Source organism: uncultured Paraglaciecola sp. (assembly GCF_963977085.1).
Lineage (GTDB): Bacteria > Pseudomonadota > Gammaproteobacteria > Enterobacterales > Alteromonadaceae > Paraglaciecola.
Window position 1 is genome coordinate 1 of sequence record NZ_CAXBNC010000034.1, and the last position, 20,809, is coordinate 20,809.

The 20,809-nt window shown below is 42.5% G+C and carries 19 protein-coding genes; 9 read left to right on the forward strand and 10 right to left on the reverse strand.

The genetic code is table 11. The features are described 5' to 3' along the window. Window positions 1-368: 368 nt before the first annotated feature. From AAC000_RS22380 to AAC000_RS22395, 4 genes are all read right to left on the reverse strand, one after another. Window positions 369-656 (reverse strand): hypothetical protein, encoded by a 288-nt coding sequence (locus AAC000_RS22380; RefSeq protein ID WP_339726043.1) that lies wholly within the window; start codon window positions 654-656, stop codon window positions 369-371. 100 nt (window positions 657-756) lie between these two features. Next, window positions 757-1,986 carry an ABC transporter permease gene (locus AAC000_RS22385; RefSeq protein WP_339726045.1) on the reverse strand — a complete coding sequence of 410 codons (1,230 nt, stop codon included), beginning with the start codon at window positions 1,984-1,986 and terminating at the stop codon, window positions 757-759. Window positions 1,987-1,994: 8 nt separating this feature from the next. After that, window positions 1,995-2,705 carry an ABC transporter ATP-binding protein gene (locus AAC000_RS22390; protein WP_339726047.1) on the reverse strand — a complete coding sequence of 237 codons (711 nt, stop codon included), beginning with the start codon at window positions 2,703-2,705 and terminating at the stop codon, window positions 1,995-1,997. Then, window positions 2,705-4,174: an efflux RND transporter periplasmic adaptor subunit gene (locus AAC000_RS22395; protein ID WP_339726049.1), complete on the reverse strand. Its 1,470-nt coding sequence runs from the start codon at window positions 4,172-4,174 to the stop codon at window positions 2,705-2,707. Before AAC000_RS22395 ends, AAC000_RS22390 begins: the two co-directional genes overlap by 1 nt. A gap of 468 nt (window positions 4,175-4,642) precedes the next feature. Between AAC000_RS22395 and AAC000_RS22400 the strand changes: the two genes are divergently transcribed. Continuing rightward, the gene (locus AAC000_RS22400) at window positions 4,643-6,262 is read left to right on the forward strand and encodes a response regulator (RefSeq protein WP_339726051.1); all 1,620 of its coding nucleotides are present in this window, start codon (window positions 4,643-4,645) and stop codon (window positions 6,260-6,262) included. Between the two features lie 52 nt (window positions 6,263-6,314). On the opposite strand, the gene AAC000_RS22405 is transcribed toward AAC000_RS22400, so the two are convergent. The 5 genes from AAC000_RS22405 to AAC000_RS22425 all read right to left on the reverse strand — a co-directional run bounded on the left by AAC000_RS22405 (window position 6,315) and on the right by AAC000_RS22425 (window position 12,037). Beyond that, entirely contained in the window at window positions 6,315-7,067 is a 753-nt protein-coding gene (locus AAC000_RS22405) for an SDR family oxidoreductase (RefSeq protein ID WP_339726053.1), read from the reverse strand. 18 nt (window positions 7,068-7,085) lie between these two features. Next, the gene (locus AAC000_RS22410; RefSeq protein ID WP_339726055.1) at window positions 7,086-8,567 is read right to left on the reverse strand and encodes a diguanylate cyclase; all 1,482 of its coding nucleotides are present in this window, start codon (window positions 8,565-8,567) and stop codon (window positions 7,086-7,088) included. A gap of 129 nt (window positions 8,568-8,696) precedes the next feature. Continuing rightward, a complete protein-coding gene (gene kynU, locus AAC000_RS22415) occupies window positions 8,697-9,932 on the reverse strand; it encodes a kynureninase (RefSeq protein WP_339726056.1) in 1,236 nt (411 codons plus the stop codon). After that, a complete protein-coding gene (locus AAC000_RS22420; RefSeq protein WP_339726058.1) occupies window positions 9,929-10,771 on the reverse strand; it encodes an alpha/beta hydrolase in 843 nt (280 codons plus the stop codon). The genes kynU and AAC000_RS22420 overlap by 4 nt, the downstream gene beginning before the upstream one ends. A 75-nt stretch (window positions 10,772-10,846) precedes the next feature. Beyond that, window positions 10,847-12,037 (reverse strand): thiolase family protein, encoded by a 1,191-nt coding sequence (locus tag AAC000_RS22425; protein WP_339726060.1) that lies wholly within the window; start codon window positions 12,035-12,037, stop codon window positions 10,847-10,849. A gap of 212 nt (window positions 12,038-12,249) precedes the next feature. Between AAC000_RS22425 and AAC000_RS22430 the strand changes: the two genes are divergently transcribed. The 8 genes from AAC000_RS22430 to lgt all read left to right on the forward strand — a co-directional run bounded on the left by AAC000_RS22430 (window position 12,250) and on the right by lgt (window position 20,310). Then, on the forward strand, window positions 12,250-12,660 hold the full coding sequence (locus AAC000_RS22430; RefSeq protein ID WP_339726062.1) for a MerR family DNA-binding transcriptional regulator: 411 nt from the start codon (window positions 12,250-12,252) through the stop codon (window positions 12,658-12,660). Further along, window positions 12,657-13,826, forward strand: a complete 1,170-nt coding sequence (locus AAC000_RS22435) for an isovaleryl-CoA dehydrogenase (protein WP_339726064.1) — start codon at window positions 12,657-12,659, stop codon at window positions 13,824-13,826. The genes AAC000_RS22430 and AAC000_RS22435 overlap by 4 nt, the downstream gene beginning before the upstream one ends. A 43-nt stretch (window positions 13,827-13,869) precedes the next feature. After that, a complete protein-coding gene (locus tag AAC000_RS22440; protein WP_339726066.1) occupies window positions 13,870-15,477 on the forward strand; it encodes a carboxyl transferase domain-containing protein in 1,608 nt (535 codons plus the stop codon). Window positions 15,478-15,490: 13 nt separating this feature from the next. Further along, window positions 15,491-16,285 carry an enoyl-CoA hydratase/isomerase family protein gene (locus AAC000_RS22445; protein WP_339726068.1) on the forward strand — a complete coding sequence of 265 codons (795 nt, stop codon included), beginning with the start codon at window positions 15,491-15,493 and terminating at the stop codon, window positions 16,283-16,285. A 3-nt stretch (window positions 16,286-16,288) separates the two neighbouring features. Further along, window positions 16,289-18,295, forward strand: coding sequence for an acetyl/propionyl/methylcrotonyl-CoA carboxylase subunit alpha (locus AAC000_RS22450; protein ID WP_339726070.1), 2,007 nt, complete (start codon window positions 16,289-16,291; stop codon window positions 18,293-18,295). Window positions 18,296-18,298: 3 nt separating this feature from the next. After that, window positions 18,299-19,192, forward strand: coding sequence for a hydroxymethylglutaryl-CoA lyase (locus tag AAC000_RS22455; RefSeq protein WP_339726072.1), 894 nt, complete (start codon window positions 18,299-18,301; stop codon window positions 19,190-19,192). A 10-nt stretch (window positions 19,193-19,202) separates the two neighbouring features. Then, the gene (locus AAC000_RS22460; protein WP_339726074.1) at window positions 19,203-19,436 is read left to right on the forward strand and encodes a hypothetical protein; all 234 of its coding nucleotides are present in this window, start codon (window positions 19,203-19,205) and stop codon (window positions 19,434-19,436) included. A gap of 91 nt (window positions 19,437-19,527) precedes the next feature. Next, window positions 19,528-20,310 carry a prolipoprotein diacylglyceryl transferase gene (lgt, locus tag AAC000_RS22465; protein ID WP_339726076.1) on the forward strand — a complete coding sequence of 261 codons (783 nt, stop codon included), beginning with the start codon at window positions 19,528-19,530 and terminating at the stop codon, window positions 20,308-20,310. Between the two features lie 37 nt (window positions 20,311-20,347). Here lgt and AAC000_RS22470 read toward each other — a convergent pair whose 3' ends face one another. Continuing rightward, window positions 20,348-20,761 (reverse strand): hypothetical protein, encoded by a 414-nt coding sequence (locus AAC000_RS22470; protein ID WP_339726077.1) that lies wholly within the window; start codon window positions 20,759-20,761, stop codon window positions 20,348-20,350. Window positions 20,762-20,809 lie beyond the last annotated feature (48 nt).

Genomic DNA, 20,809 nt, shown 5'->3' on the forward strand with positions numbered 1-20,809 from the left:
AGCATCGCCCTTACAAGGCGAGGGTCACTGGTTCAAGCCCAGTAGCGACCACCATTTTCTTAGAATTTTCATACAAGTTATCACATTGGTTCAAGTCCTCCTGACCAGACCACAGCAGCGACCACCATTTTCTTAGAATTTTCATACAAGTTAACACTTTGGTTCAAGTCCTCCGGACCGGACCACAGCAGCGACCACCATTTTCTTAGAATTTTCATACAAGTTAACACTTTGGTTCAAGTCCTCCGGACCGGACCACAGCAGCGACCACCATTTTTTAGAACTTTCATACAAGTTAACAGTTTGGTTCAAGTCCTCCGGACCGGGCCACAGCAGCGACCACCATTTTTTTAGAACTTTCATACAAGTTAACACTTTGGTTCAAGTCCTCCGGACCGGGCCACAGCAGCGACCACCATTTTCTTAGAATTTTCATACATGTTAACAGTTTGGTTCAAGTCCTCCGGACCGGACCACAGCAGCGACCACCATTTTTTAGAATTTTCATACAAGTTAGCAGTTGGGTTCAAGTCCTCCGGACCGGACCACAGCAGCGACCACCATTTTTTAGAGTTTTCATACAAGTTAACACTTTGGTTCAAGTCCTCCGGACCGGGCCACAGCAGCGACCACCATTTTTTAGAACTTTCATGCATGTTATCACTTTGGTTCCAGTCCTCCTGAGCTTCAAAACATTAACCACATAACTGAGCCCATCTCGTTTTAAGCTGGTGATTGAGGGAGGAGGCGTTATCATTATTCATAACGCAAGGCGTCAATAGGTTCCAAGCGTGATGCTTTTAGTGCTGGGTAATAACCGAAGAAAATACCAATAAGTGCTGAAAACCCCAAGCTAACTAACACCACGTCGGTATTAATCACGCCACCAGCGCCTATGCCATAATGATTGCCAAGATACACAAAGCCATAGGCAATTAGTACTCCAATGGCACCGCCTAAGCCGCACAAAACAATAGATTCAATCAAAAACTGGCGCAATATATCTGTCGGTTTTGCTCCCACCGCCATACGTAAACCAATTTCACGGGTACGTTCGGTGACCGAAACCAACATAATATTCATGATACCAATACCGCCCACGACCAAACTCACTGAGGCGACCCACGCCAGCAAAGTATTAAACACTTGCATGGTTTCGGCACGAGTAGCAATCATTTCTGAGACATTTCGAATACTAAATAAATCAGTACCGTTGCTTGGGATGCGCATTCGTTGTCGCAATATTTCTGCCATTTGTTCTTCCACATAATCCATGTCTTCTCCGTCATAAACGCCCACTTGAATAAAGCGCACGGACTTAGGATTAATAGAATCGATACCGGTTATTTTGCTACGCACGGTTTTAATCGGCAGGAATATAACATCGTCTTGATCTTCCCCCCGGGCATCCTGACCTTTTTCAGCGAGTACCCCAATCACCGACACATTAAAGTTTTTCACACGAATAGTTTGACCAATAGGGTCACTAATGCCGAACAACTCTTTACGCACCCGCTCGCCAATGATGGCGACTTTAGCGCCGCTACGCACTTCTTGAGCATTAAATTGACGGCCATTCATAAGCTCCCAATCTCGCACCTGAAAATAACGGTTATCAATGCCGTTTAAACTGGTAGACCAATTAAGATTGCCATATATCACCTGACCACTAGAGGACAGATAAGGTGCTGCGGCTTTAACTCCCGGAATTTGGCTTTCAATTAAATGGGCGTCGTCTTCGTTTATTTTGATTACCGAGTCTGAACGTGCACCACCACTTGAGCGACGCGCACCAGTAACAAAAAATACATTGCCACCTAAAGATTTAATCTGCTTATCCACCTTTTCTTGGGCCCCCGCTCCCATGGCCACCATAATGATCACCGCAGACACACCAATAATAATGCCAAGCATAGTTAAAAAGCTGCGCAGCATGTTCACTCGCAGTGCCGTAACAGCCGTTTTCAGTAGGATAATAATTTTCATAGCATTTCCTACTCCCCCGCCTGTCGTGGCTGAGGATTGGTGTCATCAGCCACTAGCTCGCCATCTCGAAATGTTAAGGTACGACTAGCAAACTCGGCAATATCCGTTTCATGGGTGACTAATATAATGGTTTTACCTTGGCGATTAAGTTGCTGAAACAACGCCATCACCTCTAATCCTGTTTGGGTGTCTAATGCGCCTGTTGGTTCATCGGCTAAAATCATCACTGGATGGTTTACTAATGCTCTTGCAATCGCCACTCGCTGCTGTTGGCCACCTGATAGTTGTGAAGGGTGATGTGTCATGCGCGAACCGAGTCCAACCAACTCTAAACATTCTCGTGCCCGCTGTGGCCATTCTGATTCTGGCACTTGACTATACAATAATGGCAAGGTGACATTATCCAACGCGGTAGTCCGTGGTAACAAATTAAACTGTTGAAATACAAAGCCAATACGTTGATTACGAATTGTCGCTAACTGGTTTTTGACTAATTTTGATAGCTCTACCCCATCGAGGGAAATATGCCCCTCGCTTGCGACATCTAAACATCCTAGCAAATTCATCATGGTGGATTTTCCTGAACCCGAGGAGCCCATAATGGCGACAAATTCCCCTTGTTGAATTTCTAAATCCACGCCCTTTAGAGCCCAGACTTGTTCTTCGCCCATTTGGTAAACTTTTTTAGCCTGATTGACGCTAATAAGTGCAGTGGACATTAGCCTCCCACCCTTTGAGCACGCACAATCACAGCATCACCGTCTTTAAGTTGTTCACTAACAACTTCACTGTATTCCAAGTCAGCAATGCCCACACGTACATTTACACGATGGGGCTTACCTTCATTAAGGACCCACACTGTGCCTCTCTGATAATCGGCATCTTTGACACGAGATTGTCTGCGCTGTTGATTCATGGCTTGGTATTTATCCATTTGCTCTGGGGTCAAAAAACTTTTGAGTTCTATCTCTGTTTGACTGCGCAACTTTTTCATCTGTTCACGCATATCTGGTGGAGGTCCACCGGCCCCGGGCATTGCGGATCGCGAGTCGCGCATTTGCTGCGTAACACTTTGCATTTTTTCCATCACCGCTGCGAGTTTGGCAGTTTGTGAGACATCCAGTGCTAACTGTTCTGCCAGTTGCTGGGCACGTTGTGAGCCGTCTCGGCTATCACTGCGGCTTTCTGATTCGCTCTCGGGGCTAAATCGCAATGCTGAGTTGGCAACCCGCAATACATTGTTACGCTGACCTAAAATAATATCCACATTGGCGGTCATGCCTGGCATTATCACCAAATCACGATTCTCTAAACTAATAATCACTTTATAAGTCACCACATTACTGGTGACTGTGGCTGCCTTACGAACCTGTGCCACTACCCCTGAAAAATGACGTTCTGGGAATGCATCAACGGTAAATTTAACCGACTGGCCTTGCTGAATTCGACCAATATCTGCCTCATCAACGTCGGCTTCGATTTGCATTTTTTCCAAATCTTGTGCAATGGAAAATAAGGTTGGTGCAGATAAACTAGCAGATACTGCCTGACCTTTGTCCACCTGACGATCAATCACCACACCATCCACAGGTGAGCGTATAAAGGTCCGATCCAAATCCAGTTTCACCTGCTCTAAACTCGACTCTGATTGTAATACTTGGGATTCGCCCACTAAAATTGCGGCTTTTGCGGTATCAATATTGACTTTTTTAAGCTGATAATCAGTTTCACTCATGTCTAACTCCGAATCACTGATAAGGCTTTTTTCATGGAGTTCACGACTACGTTTGAATTCTCGTTCTGCTAAAGATGCTTCCACTTGCGCTTTCACTAATGCTGCCTTCAATTGGGTGAGCGATGCATTAGCCGAGGCTAAATCCGCGGCACTTTGTTTAAGGCGTGATTGCACAGTACGATCATCAATTCGCGCTATAACCTGTCCGCTGCTCACTGTGTCATTAAAATCCACATGCAACTCTGAAATTAAACCAGATAACTCAGAGCCTACATCCACTGTTACCACTGGAGAAATAGAACCGGAGGAGTTCACTGTACTTTCTATCTTGCCTACTGTTAATGGTTGAGTGTGATACTTGATCTGCTCACTCGTTTGTTTGGGCATAAGAGCCCAGCCAATCACTGCAATTACGACCACTACGAGGATTTTTAATAAGGCACTCGTTTTCATAAAGAAACCAATTCAAATAATTAGGGATAAGATTAAATCATGAAATCTATTAAAGAACTGTCAAGGGAGTGTAAATGTATGCAGACTATGTGATACAGCCGAGAAGCAACTTTAAATTTTGCTTTGTTTTAGTAGTTAGCTGACCTATGCCTTTATTGGTAACTAGCCCTCCTCAAAATGCAAAAAACGCCAATACTTAATACCCTCTTCTCCACACCACAGTAGCGTTCGACAGTTTTATTTTCCCAAAACATGAGTTTTTTACATTAACAAGAGTTGAGTATTGTGAGTCTTCTGTATTCAGTAAAAGCCATAATGAATTACGCAGCAACTTACAAATATTCGTAAATACATGTCAAATTCATCCTGTATTCGGATCAATAAATTTCTAGGTTTTTTACGTTTAGCGCTTATTGTTTCAGTCATAAATACGATAACCTTTAGGTACATTCGCAATACCGGTAACAAATGAATTCACAACTGGCTAAAAATACAAAAGTTCTAATCGTAGATGATCAAGCCTTAGCTAAGGGATACATGAAGTATTCATTAGAGGAGCTAGGGTTTAGCGACATTACTTATGTGGATAAAATAAACCTTGCATTGACCACATTAAGAAGCCAGAAATTTGATTTGATTATTTGCTCCTACAATCTAAAACATGAGCAAGATGGTTATTACTTTTACGATGAAATTAAAAGTAATGGTGAACTACCTCTAAGTACCGCTTTTGTGTTTATTAGCGCTGATACCAATTCTGATTTAGTGCAAAGTATCATTGAATTGCAACCCGACGATTTTTTAGCCAAACCTTTTACAGTCAAAGATTTAGACCGTCGATTAAGCCGTGTACTAGCCCGCAAAAAAGCATTACATGGTGTCTATTTGTGCATTGATAAAAAGCAATATACACAAGCATTGTCTGAAGTAGAGTTGTTTTTAGGCAACCCTAAACATGCAGAATTTTTCCCTTTAGCACTTAAAATCAAAGGTGAAATGCTCACGGCTTGCGGCCACTTTAAAATGGCCAAAGACTTTTACTTGGCGATTTTAAAAGTGCAAACATTTACATGGGCACAATTAGGATTAGTAAACAGTTATCTGCATCTTGATGAAGATGAGTCTGCAGAAAAGTTAGTGTTGCGTTTGGCATTTAAACCAGACTCGCAACTGGCTGCATATGATTTACTTACCGCCTTACAAATCAAACAAAATGATTTTGATACCGCTCTTGAGAGCGTGATGATGGCCAGCGAAATATCCCCAAGAAGCATTCGCAGACATAAAACAGCCCTAGACCTGTCTCGCATTACCCATGATTATGAAATCCAATTCGACGCTGCAAAAAAGATTGTTCGATTTGCCAAAAATTCAATTCATGATAAGCCAGAAAACTACCTAAATGTCGCCAGAGCTGGCATTGACTATGCCATGACAACGGAAGCATCTGATACCGATAGATTAATCCGACAAGCCAATGAGTACATTAGACAGCTGAGGCAAGCGTTTCCTAAAGCTGATATCCAAGAACAAATGAAAGTTGTCAATGCTCGTCTACTGTATCTACAAGATGAAAAAGACAATGCCTTATCTTTGCTTAACAAATTAGACGAAGACAGTTGGGAAAATGAAGGAATTGACGCTTTATTAGATAAAGCCAAAATTTTTCATGATGTAGGTTTATATGAGCGTTCTCAGGCTGTATTGGAACAAATAGAAGAACGTTGCAGTCACCATTCCGATCAAAGTGACATTTTCTTGCATTATATCAACCAAGAAAAACAAGAAAAATCGACCATTAAATTCAGTTCTAAAGATCTTAACAACACAGCTGTAGGATATTTTCAAAAAGGAGACATCGATAATGCCATGGAAGTGTTTACTCAGGCCTTTACTATCATGCCTAAGAACACCTCTATTGCCCTTAATTTATTGCAAGCTATTTCATCTAAAGCGGCAACATTAGGGGTCAGCACTGTACCGGATTCAGTGCTTAAAAAATGCATTAAGACCATAGAAAATGGTACCTTAAATGAGGTGCAACAAGAAAGGTATCACAAGATACGCTCCACATTGGATGGGTTATAGTTGTCGAATTGGCTTTAGATTCCAGCGATGACCTCTAGCAATCACACCTGACTTACAAGCCACCAGTAGTATCGATGAAACTGCCAGTTACAAATGATGATTTGTCCGATGCTAGCCAATAAATCGCCTCTGCCACTTCAGTTGCTTTACCGCCTCTTAACATGGGAATTTTTGATTTAAGCCTGTCAATACGATTGGGTTCGCCACCCAAGGCATGAATATCAGTATGAATCAGACCCGGCCTAACGGCATTGACCCGAACCCCTTCGGCAGCGACTTCTAGGGCGAGACCTTTTGTGAGGGTATCGATTGCGCCTTTGGAAGCAGCATAATCAACATACTCGTTAGGAGAGCCACTTTTAGCAGCGCCTGAAGAAACATTGACTATGGAGCCTCCTACGCCACCATATTTGCTGGACATACGTTTAACCGCTTGCTTTGAACATAAAAAGCAACTCATCACATTAGTGTGGAGTACTTGACTAAACCTCTGCTCATCCATTTCATCTAAGCGGCATTGGTTTTTTAATATCCCCACATTATTAACCAATACAGACAAGGGACCCAATTTAATATCAACTGTATCAAATAGACGTTGTACCTCAGCAGCTTTGGAAACATCAGCCTGCACTGTGATACATTTAGATGTGTATTGCAGGATCTCATTTTTTAACTGCTGTGCAGCAACGTCATCACGTACAAAATTAATGCACACCCCATAACCTTTCTGCGCAAAAAGTTTAGCTGCTGCGGCACCAATCCCCCTACTTGCCCCTGTAATAACGACTATTTTTTCCGTTTGCATAGGTTTTCCTAAAAGTGATTATTCCGCACACACCACGCGATCTCGCCCACTATTTTTGGCTTGATAAAGTGCTTGGTCGCCACGATCAAACCACTGAACAAAAGACTCATCTGGTTTATATTCCGCCACGCCCAGACTACAAGTTAAATGTCCAACCTCAGTAAAGGCATGTTGTGAGATAGCTTTATTTAGACGTTTGGCTAACAACACAGCCTCTTGTTTATTAGTGTCTGGGCATAACACTAAAAATTCTTCACCACCCCAACGAGCAGAGATATCCATTTCACGGATTGTATTAGTAATTCTGGCTGCCATTTCTTTTAAAACAGCGTCACCTCTAGAATGACCATAGTTATCATTGACAGGTTTGAAAAAATCGATATCCACTACTATTAAACAGACTTGTGTTTTTTTCCTAAGGCTTAACTGGCGTTCTTGTTCGCAGCGCTGCGAGATAAAGTAGCGATTAAACATTAACGTTAAAGGATCTCGCATAGACAAAAACTCTAAGCTCTGATTCTTTTCCAGTAGTTCTTTCTGCAAAGATTCTAGCTGTTTATTTTTAAGTAACAGTTGGCTGTTAAATCGACTCACTATACGTTGCCGCCAAAATGCGATAACACTCAAAAATGTAAATAAAATCCCAATGGCCCAAATAAGTCGATAATCGGCCTCATTGACCACCTTCACATTATTCCATTCTTTGTAAACCTCAACATGTAACCACTCTGGAATTTGCTCTATTGCTGCGTCTAACTTTTCCATTAAGTCGTGATTTTGATTCGCTACCCCCATTGCTAAAAGATCTTGGGGTCCTGCAAGTCCAGAGATATGTAAGTGGTTATAGCCATTTTTCTGAATTTTTGCGTTCATTGACAATAATGAACCGATAAATAAATCAATTTCACCCTCGGCCAACAACCGCAAACCTTCAGATTCATTGGCCACTAAATGTAAATCAATTTCGGGATAATAATTAGCAATATACTCAGCTTGCCTATAACTGGAAACAGCGCCTAATTTTTGCTCTCCAATATTTTCAAAACCTTGAATAAACTCATATTCGTCTCTGGAAACAAGAACATTGGTGTCATTAAAATAAGGTTGCGTAAAAAGCAGATATTTTTCTCGCTCAGGGCTCCTGTTTAGCATACTCGCAACATCACACTGGCCAGTATTAAGAAACCTCAATGACTCTTCCCAACTGCGAGTCTTCACTAGTACAAACTTGACCTCGGCAAGTATGCCAATATAACGCATATAATCAGCAGACATGCCTACATGCTGGTTATTACGAATAGCCTCATAGGGCAACCAATCGGGATCTATACAGTATGTAACAATAGGAAATTCGGGAAAATCGACATCTAAATCCCCCCTAGAAATGTCTTGGGCCGATGTTGAAAATGTTGTAAATACTAAAAATAAGTAGCTAACAAAATACAAGGCAAATAACCTAGTGTTGGGAGTCGCTACACCTATATTTAGACGCGTTTTCAAAGACAGATATTCCCTATACTGAATAATGACATCTAAGTATGCTATGTTACACCTTTGAAATAAAACAATTCTTGTTTTATTTCAAAGGCTTGGTAAGAAAAACTCACACATATTAGCGACGTTCAAATCCTAAGTCACTTTTAACGCCACCTTGAAACGTGGCTCTTTGTACAACTCACTTTCTAGAATATTAACCAATGTTGTTACCGCAAGCCATACATCCTTAAACGAAGTGTAAAGTGGCGTAAAACCAAATCGGAGCATATTCGGTGCACGAAAATCAGCGATCACACCTTTTTCAATTAAGGCTTGGCAAATGGCAAACGCGTCTCTATGGGAAAATGCCAATTGACTACCTCTTAATTCAGCTTCAACAGGTGAGCAGAGTTTCAAACCATCTAAACACTCATGCATTTGCATAAGTTGCATAAAGACATTCGCCAGTGCCGCAGACTTACTTTTAACCTGAGACATATCCACATTTTTCCATACATCAAGTGCAGCATCCAAAGCACTCATGGCGAGCACACTTGGCGTGCCGCATTGAAATTGATTAATGGTCGGTGACGCGTGATATTTAGAGTCAAAAGCAAAAGGTGCCGCATGCCCCATCCAGCCAGTCAAAGGCTGCTTAACTTCACTCTGATGGCGTTTGGCCACATATAAAAAAGCCGGGGATCCCGGCCCACCATTTAAATATTTATAACCACAACCCACCGCAAAATCTGCTTTACATTGATCCAATTCCACAGGCAAAGCACCGGCACTATGGGCTAAATCCCATATCACTAAAATACCTTTGTCATGGGCCAGTTGTGTCAGTTTTGCCATATCCAACAGCTTGCCGGTGCGAAAATTCACCTGAGTGAGTAATAATACTGCTACGGATTCAATTAGACTTTGCTGTATGTCTTGCTCGTCCACCAACTGTAAATGACACAAGTCTGGCCCAAGTAAATCACTTAGTCCTTGCACCATATATAAATCGGTCGGAAAATTATCTTTTGTGGACAACACCACTGTTCGCCCTGAATTAAGTGTTAACGCACTGCATAGCAGTTTAAATAAATTCACAGAGATAGAGTCACAACAAATGACTTGTCCAGGCGCCGCACCAATTATCCGCGCTATTTTTTCGCCCACCTTAATAGGCAGATCGATCCAGTTATGGCTATTCCAACTTTTAATGAGATCGCTTCCCCATTGTTGACTCACCACTTCTGCTAATCGTGTTTTAACCGATTTAGGCAAGGCTCCCAGTGAATTACCATCTAAATAAATAACACTATTAGGTAAATCAAACTCAAGGCGTTTATTCCCAAGGGGATCCGCTTTATCTAAAGCAATTATTTCATCTCTATTCATTTTGCTAATCCCTTTAACTCTTGGGTCAGTGTAGTAAAGGCATCAGAGCCAGGGTGGATCCAATCGAAATGTCCTACTCCTGCTAACATAATGACCTTTCTATCAAGTGTATATAACTCAAATGCGGGGACAATTTTGTCTTTATCACCCTGCAAAAAAACAGTATTCACATGTAATGGCTGCTGACTCGGGTTAGCCAAATAATACTCATTAGGTTTCTCTGTAGGCATACCTTGCATAAATTGTGGAGTGACCTGCTGACAACTATTTGAACCCAGCGCATATTCTTTAATATCAGTAATCGCAGCTAAGCCAATTACACCTTTAAGCTGTTCGATTTTGCCACCAGCAAGTAAAGCTAAATGCCCACCAGCAGAATGCCCAACTAATATTGTTTCTGTTAGGCCAAACTCACCATTATTGTATTTGGATGATGCAAGTATCCCAGTGATGATATCTTCATAAGTACCCGGCCACCCGCCTCCTGGATCACCACTTCGACGATATTCTAATGACCATACATTAAAGCCGGCCTGAGCCAACCCTGTGCTTAAGGCATAAGTATGTTGAATATCGTAGGCACTTAACCAGCAACCACCGTGGATTAACACAACCAAAGGTTTTTGTGGTGCATTTTTAAGTGACTTGGCTCGCCAAAGTAAGGCGAATTGCAAAGCATCCGTGCCATAAGCAATCTTTTCGATAGCAGGTGAGAAAGCTAAGTCTGCGACTTTTGCGTAGTCAACATTGCTCTGTACCTTTGGAAATTGAATTGAAGGGCTTACTGCACTAAGCGTCAATGAAAAGAAGCACAGTGATAATGTTATTAAACGATTCAAAATGCATGTCCCATAAATAAAAAAGCAGTGTTAAAAAATAACACTGCTTGCAAAACAACTAAACCGACTTTTTGATCAGAGCATTTCAACCGCAATTGCGGTTGCTTCACCACCACCGATACAAAGAGAAGCGATCCCCTTTTTCAGATTCTGTTGTTTCAGAGCATGCAATAAGGTCACAATAACCCGAGTACCAGAGGCACCTATGGGATGTCCAAGGGCACAGGCACCGCCCTTAACATTGACTTTATCAGGGTTTAATCCCAGCTTTTTAATAGCCAACATAGTAACCATGGCAAAGGCTTCATTAATTTCGAACAAATCGACGTCTTGGTGAGTCCAACCACTTTTTTCCAACAACTTTTCTATTGCTCCAACGGGGGCCACGGTAAAGTTTTCAGGCTCAATTGCGTGAGAGCTGTGTGCCACAATTTTGGCTAATGGGGTTAAACCCAATGCTTGTGCTTTGCTTTCTGACATCACTAAAATTGCAGCGGCACCATCAGATATTGAGCTTGAGTTGGCAGCAGTGACTGTACCGTCTTTTTTAAACGCAGGGCGTAATGTGGGTATTTTTTCTGGCTTAGCCTGCTTAGGGCCATCGTCACTATCAACCACTAGGTCGCCTTTGCGGCTTTGAATAGTAACAGGGGAGATTTCATCTTTAAACAACTCGGCATCTTGCGCGCTGTTAGCCTTTTGCAAACTGGATAAAGCAAATTCGTCCATTTGTTCACGGGTGATCCCTTCAGCATCCGCTGTTGCTTGTGCAAAACATCCCATGGCTTGTCCATCATAGGCATTTTCTAACCCATCAAGCATCATATGATCTAATACCTGACCATGCCCCATACGATAACCAGAACGGGCTTTTGGCAAAAGATAAGGCGCATTACTCATACTTTCCATACCACCAGCCACTATAGCGTCAGCAGTGCCAGCTTTAATCAAATCATGGGCCAACATAACGGATTTCATACCCGAACCACATACTTTGTTAATGGTTGTTACCCCAGTTCCGAGTGGCAGCCCCGCTTTTAAAGACGCTTGTCTAGCTGGCGATTGCCCTAACCCGGCTGTCAATACGCAGCCCATTATCACCTCATCAATATGTGACAAAACCGCAGCAGAATCTGGCGTAGCTTGCAGCACTGCTTGTATGGCGCAGGCTCCCAATTCTGTTGATGTCATTGGCGCCAAACTACCCACAAATCCGCCTAAAGGTGTACGTTTTGCTGCAACTATTACAATTGTTTTATCAGACATAAAAATTCCTAAACTTTGCTGTATTAACTAAGTATGTTTATTACCCAGCGTACAATAATTTGCACGCTTTGTACGTTATTGCAATAACTGACTTATGCGTTATCGGCATTACATTATTGATTTTAAAACCTTAACACTTTACATTTACTTTCAGTTTACGTAAACGTAAACCTTATTAACAAAAATGATATTGAATATACAAAGAGTAAATGATGAGCGAACAAACGTTTAGCATCGGCGAATTAGCCAAATCAATGGATATAACCCCTCGTTCTATTCGCTTTTATGAAGAACAAGGGTTATTGAACCCCACTCGTAATGGTCAGAACCGTATTTATTTAAAAAAAGATCAGGTGCGCTTAAAACTGATATTACGAGGTAAACGTTTGGGGTTTTCATTAGCAGAAACCAAAACACTGTTTGATTTATACGACAGCCATCAAAATTCAAAAGTACAGCTTGAGGCTATGCTTAAAATGACAGCTAAAAAGCGTGCTCACATGCAACAACAACTAGAAGACATTGAAATGTTAAAGGCTGAGCTAGAAGACGTAGAAGCCCGCTGCCAAGACGAACTCAATGCCTTAACGCACCCTACCTTAAAGCAAGGACAAACTCTATGAATGCCCCCTATCCCACTTTAAATTTTGGTCTCGGTGAAGACATCGACATGTTGCGAGACCATGTATATAACTTTGCCCAAGGTGAAATAGCCCCTTTGGCTGAAAAAGCGGATCAAGACAATAGTTTCCCAAATGAGTTATGGCCCAAACTAGGTGAGATGGGACTATTAGGGGTAACAGTAGCTGAGCAGTACGGTGGTTCAGATATGGGTTATTTAGCCCATGTCATTGCTATGGAAGAAGTCAGCCGTGCTTCGGCAGGCATTGGTTTAAGTTATGGTGCACACTCTAATTTATGTGTGAATCAAATACATAAAAACGGCAGCGATTCACAAAAACAAAAATATTTACCTAAGTTAGTCAGCGGTGAACATATCGGCGCTTTGGCAATGAGTGAGCCAAACGCGGGTTCCGATGTGGTGAGCATGAAACTGCGGGCTGATAAACGTGGCGATGCCTACGTATTAAATGGCAACAAAATGTGGATCACTAACGGACCTGATGCACATACCTATGTGGTGTATGCCAAAACCGACGTATCAGCCGGTCCCAAAGGCATGACAGCTTTTATTGTGGAGCGCGAAACCAAGGGATTTAGTCAGGCGCAAAAACTAGATAAATTAGGTATGCGCTCATCCAACACCTGCGAACTAGTATTTCAAGATTGTGAAGTTCCGGCTGAAAATATTTTAGGACAAGAAGGCGGCGGTGTTCGGGTATTGATGAGTGGTTTGGATTACGAGCGTGTGGTTTTATCTGGTGGGCCCTTAGGCATTATGCAAGCCTGTATGGACTTAGTTGTACCTTACATTCATGACCGTAAACAGTTTGGTCAATCTATTGGTGAGTTCCAATTAGTCCAAGGAAAAATCGCCGATATGTATACACAGATGAATGCTGCCAGAGCTTATGTTTACGCCGTGGCACGTTCTTGTGACAGAGGTGAAACCACCCGAAAAGATGCAGCTGGTGCTATTCTTTATTCTGCAGAACTGGCAACCAAAATGGCCCTAGACGCTATCCAGCTGCTAGGTGGCAATGGCTATATTAACGAATTCCCAGCGGGCCGTTTATTAAGGGATGCCAAGCTGTATGAAATTGGTGCTGGTACCTCTGAAATCCGCAGAATGTTGATTGGTCGAGAGTTGTTTAAAGAGTCAGTGTAAAAACGATTAACAACCTCCTTAAGCAAATAATTGGAGCAATACTGTGCCGAAAATCATCAGTAAGCTAAATATCAAAAGCCAAGATTTTGTGGCTAACGCGCTGCATATGCAGGCGCAAGTTAACGACTTAAAAGAAAAAATTGCCACTATCAAACTAGGTGGTGGCGAAAAGGCCAACCAAAGGCATATTGACCGAGGCAAATTACTTCCTAGAGAGCGAATTAATACTCTGCTTGATTCTGGCTCACCTTTCTTGGAATTATCGCAACTGGCCGCCTATGAAGTGTATGAAGATAAGGTACCTGCCGCAGGTGTGATAGCGGGTATAGGCCGAGTGTCCGGCGTTGAATGTATGATAGTCGCCAACGACGCTACAGTTAAAGGGGGCAGTTATTACCCTTTAACCGTGAAAAAACACTTACGCGCTCAAACCATAGCTGAACAAAATAATTTACCTTGTATCTATTTGGTAGATTCAGGTGGGGCAAACTTGCCACGTCAAGATGAGGTGTTTCCAGATAGAGAACATTTTGGGCGTATTTTCTACAACCAAGCCAATCTGTCTGCGCAAAATATTCCACAAATTGCTGTGGTAATGGGATCATGCACAGCAGGCGGAGCTTACGTGCCTGCTATGGCTGACGAGTCTATTATCGTAAAAGAACAAGGCACCATTTTTCTCGGTGGCCCACCATTAGTTAAAGCCGCCACAGGTGAAGTGGTCAGCGCTGAGGATTTAGGCGGTGGTGATGTGCATTGCCGAAAATCTGGTGTAGTCGATCATCTCGCTAACAATGACCATCACGCACTCAAAATTGCCAGAGATGCTATAGCGCGATTAAACCGTAATAAAACCATTGAGCTCGATGTACGCGAACCTACTGAGCCGGCTTATGTTAGCGATGAAATTTATGGAGTGATCCCAAAAGATACGAGGCAACCATACGACGTACGAGAAGTAATTGCACGTGTGGTAGATGGTTCGGAATTTGACGAATTTAAAGCCTTATATGGTCAAACACTGATATGTGGCTTTGCCAGAATTTTTGGCTATCCAGTAGGCATAGTAGCCAACAATGGCATTTTATTTTCAGAATCTGCCCAAAAAGGCGCACATTTTATTGAGCTTTGCGCCCAGCGCAAAATCCCACTGGTATTTCTACAAAACATTACTGGGTTTATGGTGGGCAAACAATACGAAGCAGGTGGCATTGCCAAACATGGCGCCAAAATGGTCACAGCTGTAGCCTGTGCCAAAGTGCCTAAGTTCACGATATTAATTGGCGGTAGTTTTGGTGCAGGCAACTATGGCATGTGTGGACGAGCTTATGACCCTCGCTTTATGTTTATGTGGCCAAACGCCCGAATTTCTGTGATGGGTGGCGAACAAGCCGCTGGTGTACTAGCGCAAGTTAAACGAGAACAAAAAGAGCGTGTTAACGAACCCTGGAGTGCGGAGCAAGAAACTCAATTTAAACAACCCATTATTGACACCTACGAAACCCAAGGTCACCCCTATTACGCTTCTGCCCGCCTATGGGATGACGGCGTTATAGATCCGGCTGATACCCGTCAGGTGTTAGGTTTGTGTATTTCAGCTAGTTTAAATAAATCCATAGAGGACACCCGGTTTGGCGTCTTTAGAATGTAAGGATGAAAGAATCATGAATCAAACCGATAAAGTTTTATTTGAAATTGATAACAGAGGTGTGGCGACAGTAACCTTAAATCAGCCTGACATCCACAATGCCTTTGATGATAAGTTGATTGTACAATTAACCGATATTTTTAGTCGTATTAATCAGAATAACGATATACGTGTCATGGTATTGGCAGCAGCTGGCAAAAGCTTCAGTGCTGGGGCCGATTTAAATTGGATGCAGCGCATGGCAACTTATAGCTATGAGCAGAATCTAGCCGATGCCAATGCCTTAGCCAAGATGTTTTATATTCTAAACACCATCGATAAACCCACTATTGCACGAGTACAAGGCGCTGCCTTTGGTGGCGCAGTAGGATTAGTTGCCTGTTGTGATATGGCCATTGGTAGCAAGTTAAGTAAATTTTGTTTAAGTGAGGTCAAACTTGGACTGGTACCCGCTACCATTAGCCCTTATGTGATTGATGCCCTAGGTGCGAGGATCGCAAGACGCTATTTTGCCACTGCCGAAGTATTTTCTGCCACCCGAGCAAGACGCTTAGGCTTGCTGAGCGAAGCGGTAGTAGAGGAAGAACTAGACAGCACCATTGAGAACCTCATAGAACATATTCTAAAAAACTCCCCCGCTGCAATTCGCGCCGCTAAACAGCTCATATTTGAGGTGCAAGATAGGCCAATTTGTGACGACCTAATCGCTAAAACCAGTGAAAAAATTGCCGAGCTAAGGGTCTCTGAACAAGGCCAAGAAGGTCTCAATGCGTTTTTACAAAAACGCCGCGCTAACTGGGTAACGGAGTAAGCCATGTTTACTAAATTATTGATAGCTAACCGCGGAGAAATTAGTTGCCGCATCATAAAAACAGCCAAACGAATGGGTATTTTAACTGTTGCCTTGTATTCAGATGTGGACCAACACGCCTTACATGTAAAAATGGCAGACGAAGCGGTTCATGTGGGTCCCTCTCCTTCTAAGGACAGTTACCTACAGGCTGAAAGAATCATTAACATTGCCCTCAAAGTCGGTGCCGATGCCATCCATCCGGGTTACGGATTTTTATCAGAAAACGCCAATTTTGCTAATTTATGTAAACAAAACAACATTGTATTTGTAGGTCCTCCGGTTGATGCTATTCAGGCCATGGGTTCCAAATCTGCGGCTAAGCAAATCATGGAGCAGGCTAAGGTGCCCTTAGTTCCTGGCTATCACGGAGATGACCAAAGTGCCGATGGCTTAAAGTCCCATGCCGACAAAATGGGCTACCCTGTATTACTCAAAGCGGCCGCCGGTGGTGGTGGTAAAGGAATGCGCCAAGTGTGGCAAGCATCAGAGTTTTATGATGCGCTAGCGGCGGCAAAACGTGAGGCGATGTCGAGCTTTTCCGATGATTTGATGTTGGTTGAAAAGTATCTCACTGAACCTCGTCATGTTGAAATTCAAGTATTTTGTGACAATTTTGGCGCTGGTGTTTATTTATTTGAACGTGATTGTTCGGTACAACGCCGTCACCAAAAAATTATTGAAGAAGCCCCAGCTTTTGGTATGACATCAGAGCTACGAGTACAGATGGGCGAAGCCGCATTAAAAGCCGCAAAAGCCATCAATTATGCTGGGGCAGGTACGGTTGAGTTTTTGTTAGACAGTGATGGGCAATTCTACTTTATGGAAATGAATACCCGATTACAGGTTGAACATCCGGTAACAGAGATGATCACTGGTCAAGATTTAGTTGAATGGCAGTTGCGTGTCGCCAATAATGAATCCTTGCCCTTGCCACAAGATGCCTTAAACATTCATGGCCATGCTTTTGAAGCTAGGATTTATGCAGAAGATCCTAACAATGACTTTTTACCGGCAACGGGCAAATTATCTTTATTATCTCCCCCCTTTGAATCAGAACACGTTCGGGTGGATACAGGTGTGGTTCAAGGGGATGAAGTCTCAGTTTTTTATGATCCCATGATCGCAAAGTTAATTGTGTGGGATGAAAATCGAGATAAAGCGCTAGCAAGGTTAACCAAAGCCTTAACCGAATATCATATTGACGGTGTGGTGACTAACATAGAGTTTTTATATAAGTTAGCCAGTAGTGCCCCCTTTAAGGCCGAACAAATTGACACAGGTTTTATAGAAAAAAATCAACAGGCCTTATTGCTAAATGAACCACAAGATGTTGAACCTTTATTGCCAGTCGCAGCTTTATATTTAATGTTAACCAACCAACAAGTTCATGGTTCAAACGTACAAGACAGGCATTCACCTTGGTCACAGGGCAATGCTTGGCGCGCAAATGAACAACATCTGCAAAACTTGGAATTGTTAGTAGGCAACAACACTTTTACGGTACATGTTGGCCAAAGCTCTGTGGGTAAGCAGGTTGTTTATGATATAAAAGTTGCTCAGCAAGATTATAGATGCTCAGGTGAAATTGCTAAAAACCAACTGGTCTCCACTATCAATGGTCACCGAACACTTTCTAATGTAACAGCCCATCAAGATGGCTACACGGTATTCTGTAATGGTAAGGTCATTCGCTTTAAATCACTGCAAGCCGATTTAGGGGATACCCAAGATAATGGTGCTGATGTTGGTTTTACTGCCCCTATGAACGGTACAGTTGTTGCGATTCTAGTTGAGCCAGAACAACTAGTTGAAAAAGACCAAACCCTAATGGTGATGGAAGCCATGAAAATGGAACATAGCTTAAAAGCCCCTGCCGCGGGACGTGTCAGCGAGTTTTATTTTAAAGCCGGTGATTTAGTCGATGGTGGTGTCGAATTATTAGCTTTTCAAGCGACCCAAGAGTCTTAAAATATGTTACCTAAGGCAGTTAAAATAGTTGAAGTCGGTCCGAGGGACGGCTTGCAGAATGAGCAAAAATTAGTGCCTTTGGCTGCTAAGATTGCATTGATAGAACAATTGGCTGACGCGGGCTGTAGTGTAATTGAAAGCGGTAGTTTTGTGTCACCCAAATGGGTTCCACAAATGGCCGATAGCGCGGCGGTGTTTCAACAAATAAAACGACAAAATAAGGTTCGATATACTGCATTGACCCCTAATTTACATGGATTGCAACAAGCTATTGCAGCCCAAGTGGACGAAGTGGCTGTTTTTGGTGCCGCATCCGAAGCGTTTTCCCAGAAAAACATTAATTGCTCTATTACTGAAAGCCTTGAACGTTTCATTCCTGTTATGGAATTGGCACAAAAACATCAACTTCCTGTTCGAGGTTATGTATCTTGTGTATTAGGCTGCCCCTATGAGGGCAATGTTGATCCACAAAAAGTGGCAGAGGTGAGTCAAAAGTTACTTGAAATGGGCTGCTATGAAATATCCTTAGGGGATACGATTGGTGTGGGCACACCTGTTAAAACCCAACACATGTTAAATGCCGTATTAAGCGTTGTCCCAGTAGATAAATTAGCAGTACATTTTCACGATACTTACAGTCAAGCTTTGGTAAACATATTGGTTGCATTGCAACAGGGTATCTCAGTAGTGGATAGCGCAGTATCGGGATTAGGTGGTTGCCCTTATGCAAAAGGCGCCTCTGGCAATGTTGCCACAGAAGACTTAGTCTATATGCTTGATGGTATGGATATCGAAACGGGTATCAACCTTAACAAGCTAACACAGGCTGGACTAAATATGATGCACGCCTTAGGTAGACAATCGAACTCCAAAGTAGCACGCGCTTTAAATACATAAGGAAGGCTTTTTGACTGAACAAGACTCACCTCGCTCACCACTTCCTGCAAATGTCAGAGTGATGATTGCCTTAACCGCATCTCCCACGCTCTTGGTTGTGGGAATGTTGTTGTACACTATATTTGTTGATGGTTGGCAAAAAGTCACGGTCAGCATGATTATTTTTTCACTCCTGTGCATTTTAGCTTACTACGTGGTAATTACTGGTCGCCCCCCTCGCTTACACTTTAAAAAACGCAATTAAAAAAGAACTATCCAGTGTCTGAAAAAAACCATTCAGGTACAATGTTGATATTCCCCCTTAGTTACACTTAAACAATCATAAGGTAGATTGCATGGAATTTTTTACTTGGGATGTAAACCCAGTATTAATCGAATTGTTTGGATTAAAAATACATTGGTATGGAGCCTTATTTGCCACCGCGATTTTCGCCGGTCTGCAAGTAATGAAATGGATATTCCAGCAAGAAAAAATCAAACTAGAGTTACTTGATTCACTGCTGATGTATTGTGTTGTAGGCATTATTGTTGGTGCCAGACTTGGTCATTGCTTATTCTACGACCCAGAATTTTATCTTAGTAACCCTCTTAAAATACTCGCAATTTGGGAAGGAGGGCTTGCCAGTCATGGCGGCGGCTTAGGTGTGATCTTAGCGGTGTATTTTTTCCAGAGAAAATTTAAAGTGAAGTATTTATGGCTACTAGATAGACTCGCCATCGCAACGGCCCTATTTGGCTTTTTTGTTCGTTTTGCCAACTTTATGAACTCTGAAATTATTGGCATTCAGACTGATGTGCCTTGGGCAGTCATATTTAAGCGCATTGACCTGCTACCAAGGCATCCAGCTCAACTGTATGAGTCATTATCTTATTTGAGCATATTTGTAGCCTTACTTTTGATATATCGTTTTACAACTATTAAAAAGCATTCAGGGGCACTATTTGGGGCGTTTTTATGTTTAGTATTTACGGCTAGATTCAGTATTGAATTCGTAAAAGTCAAACAAGCCGCATACTCAGGCGATGTATGGCTCAATACTGGACAAGCGTTGAGTATTCCTTTTTTTGCAGTTGGCGTATTTCTATTGTTTCAGGCTTGGAAGAACAGTCGCGTTTAGATACTCCCCATCTTACTTAGTTAGATGGGGAAAGACGCTACTTAATTTGCGCTGATGTAATTTTTTGTAGTAGCCACCAAGTCGCTTCTTCTCTGTCAGAAAAGAAACGAAAAGTATCTCCAGCTTTGCTATGTAGCTCACTTAAATGGCGCTTTGCAAATTCTGGGGAGTTCGACTCGCTGACTAAAATAGCGCTGGCAACATTGCCCATTGTACGTTCATGTTTGATTGTTTTAACGATAAAGTTGGCAGCATCGGGGACGTAAATGGGATCACCACGCAATTCAACTAAGGATCCCCATGGACCGCCATACAGTGATTCAACCAGAGGTTTGAAACGGCTGTAGGCCTCTTTCACAGCTTCTAAATTCCAAGGTCCACAACCTTCGATCACTAGAATTCGATCGAGAATATCTAACTCGAGCTTTCCGTGCACAGTAAAACGTCCCATGTCACCACCTTTAGTCATAACCAATCAATATTTCTCTATATGTCAGGT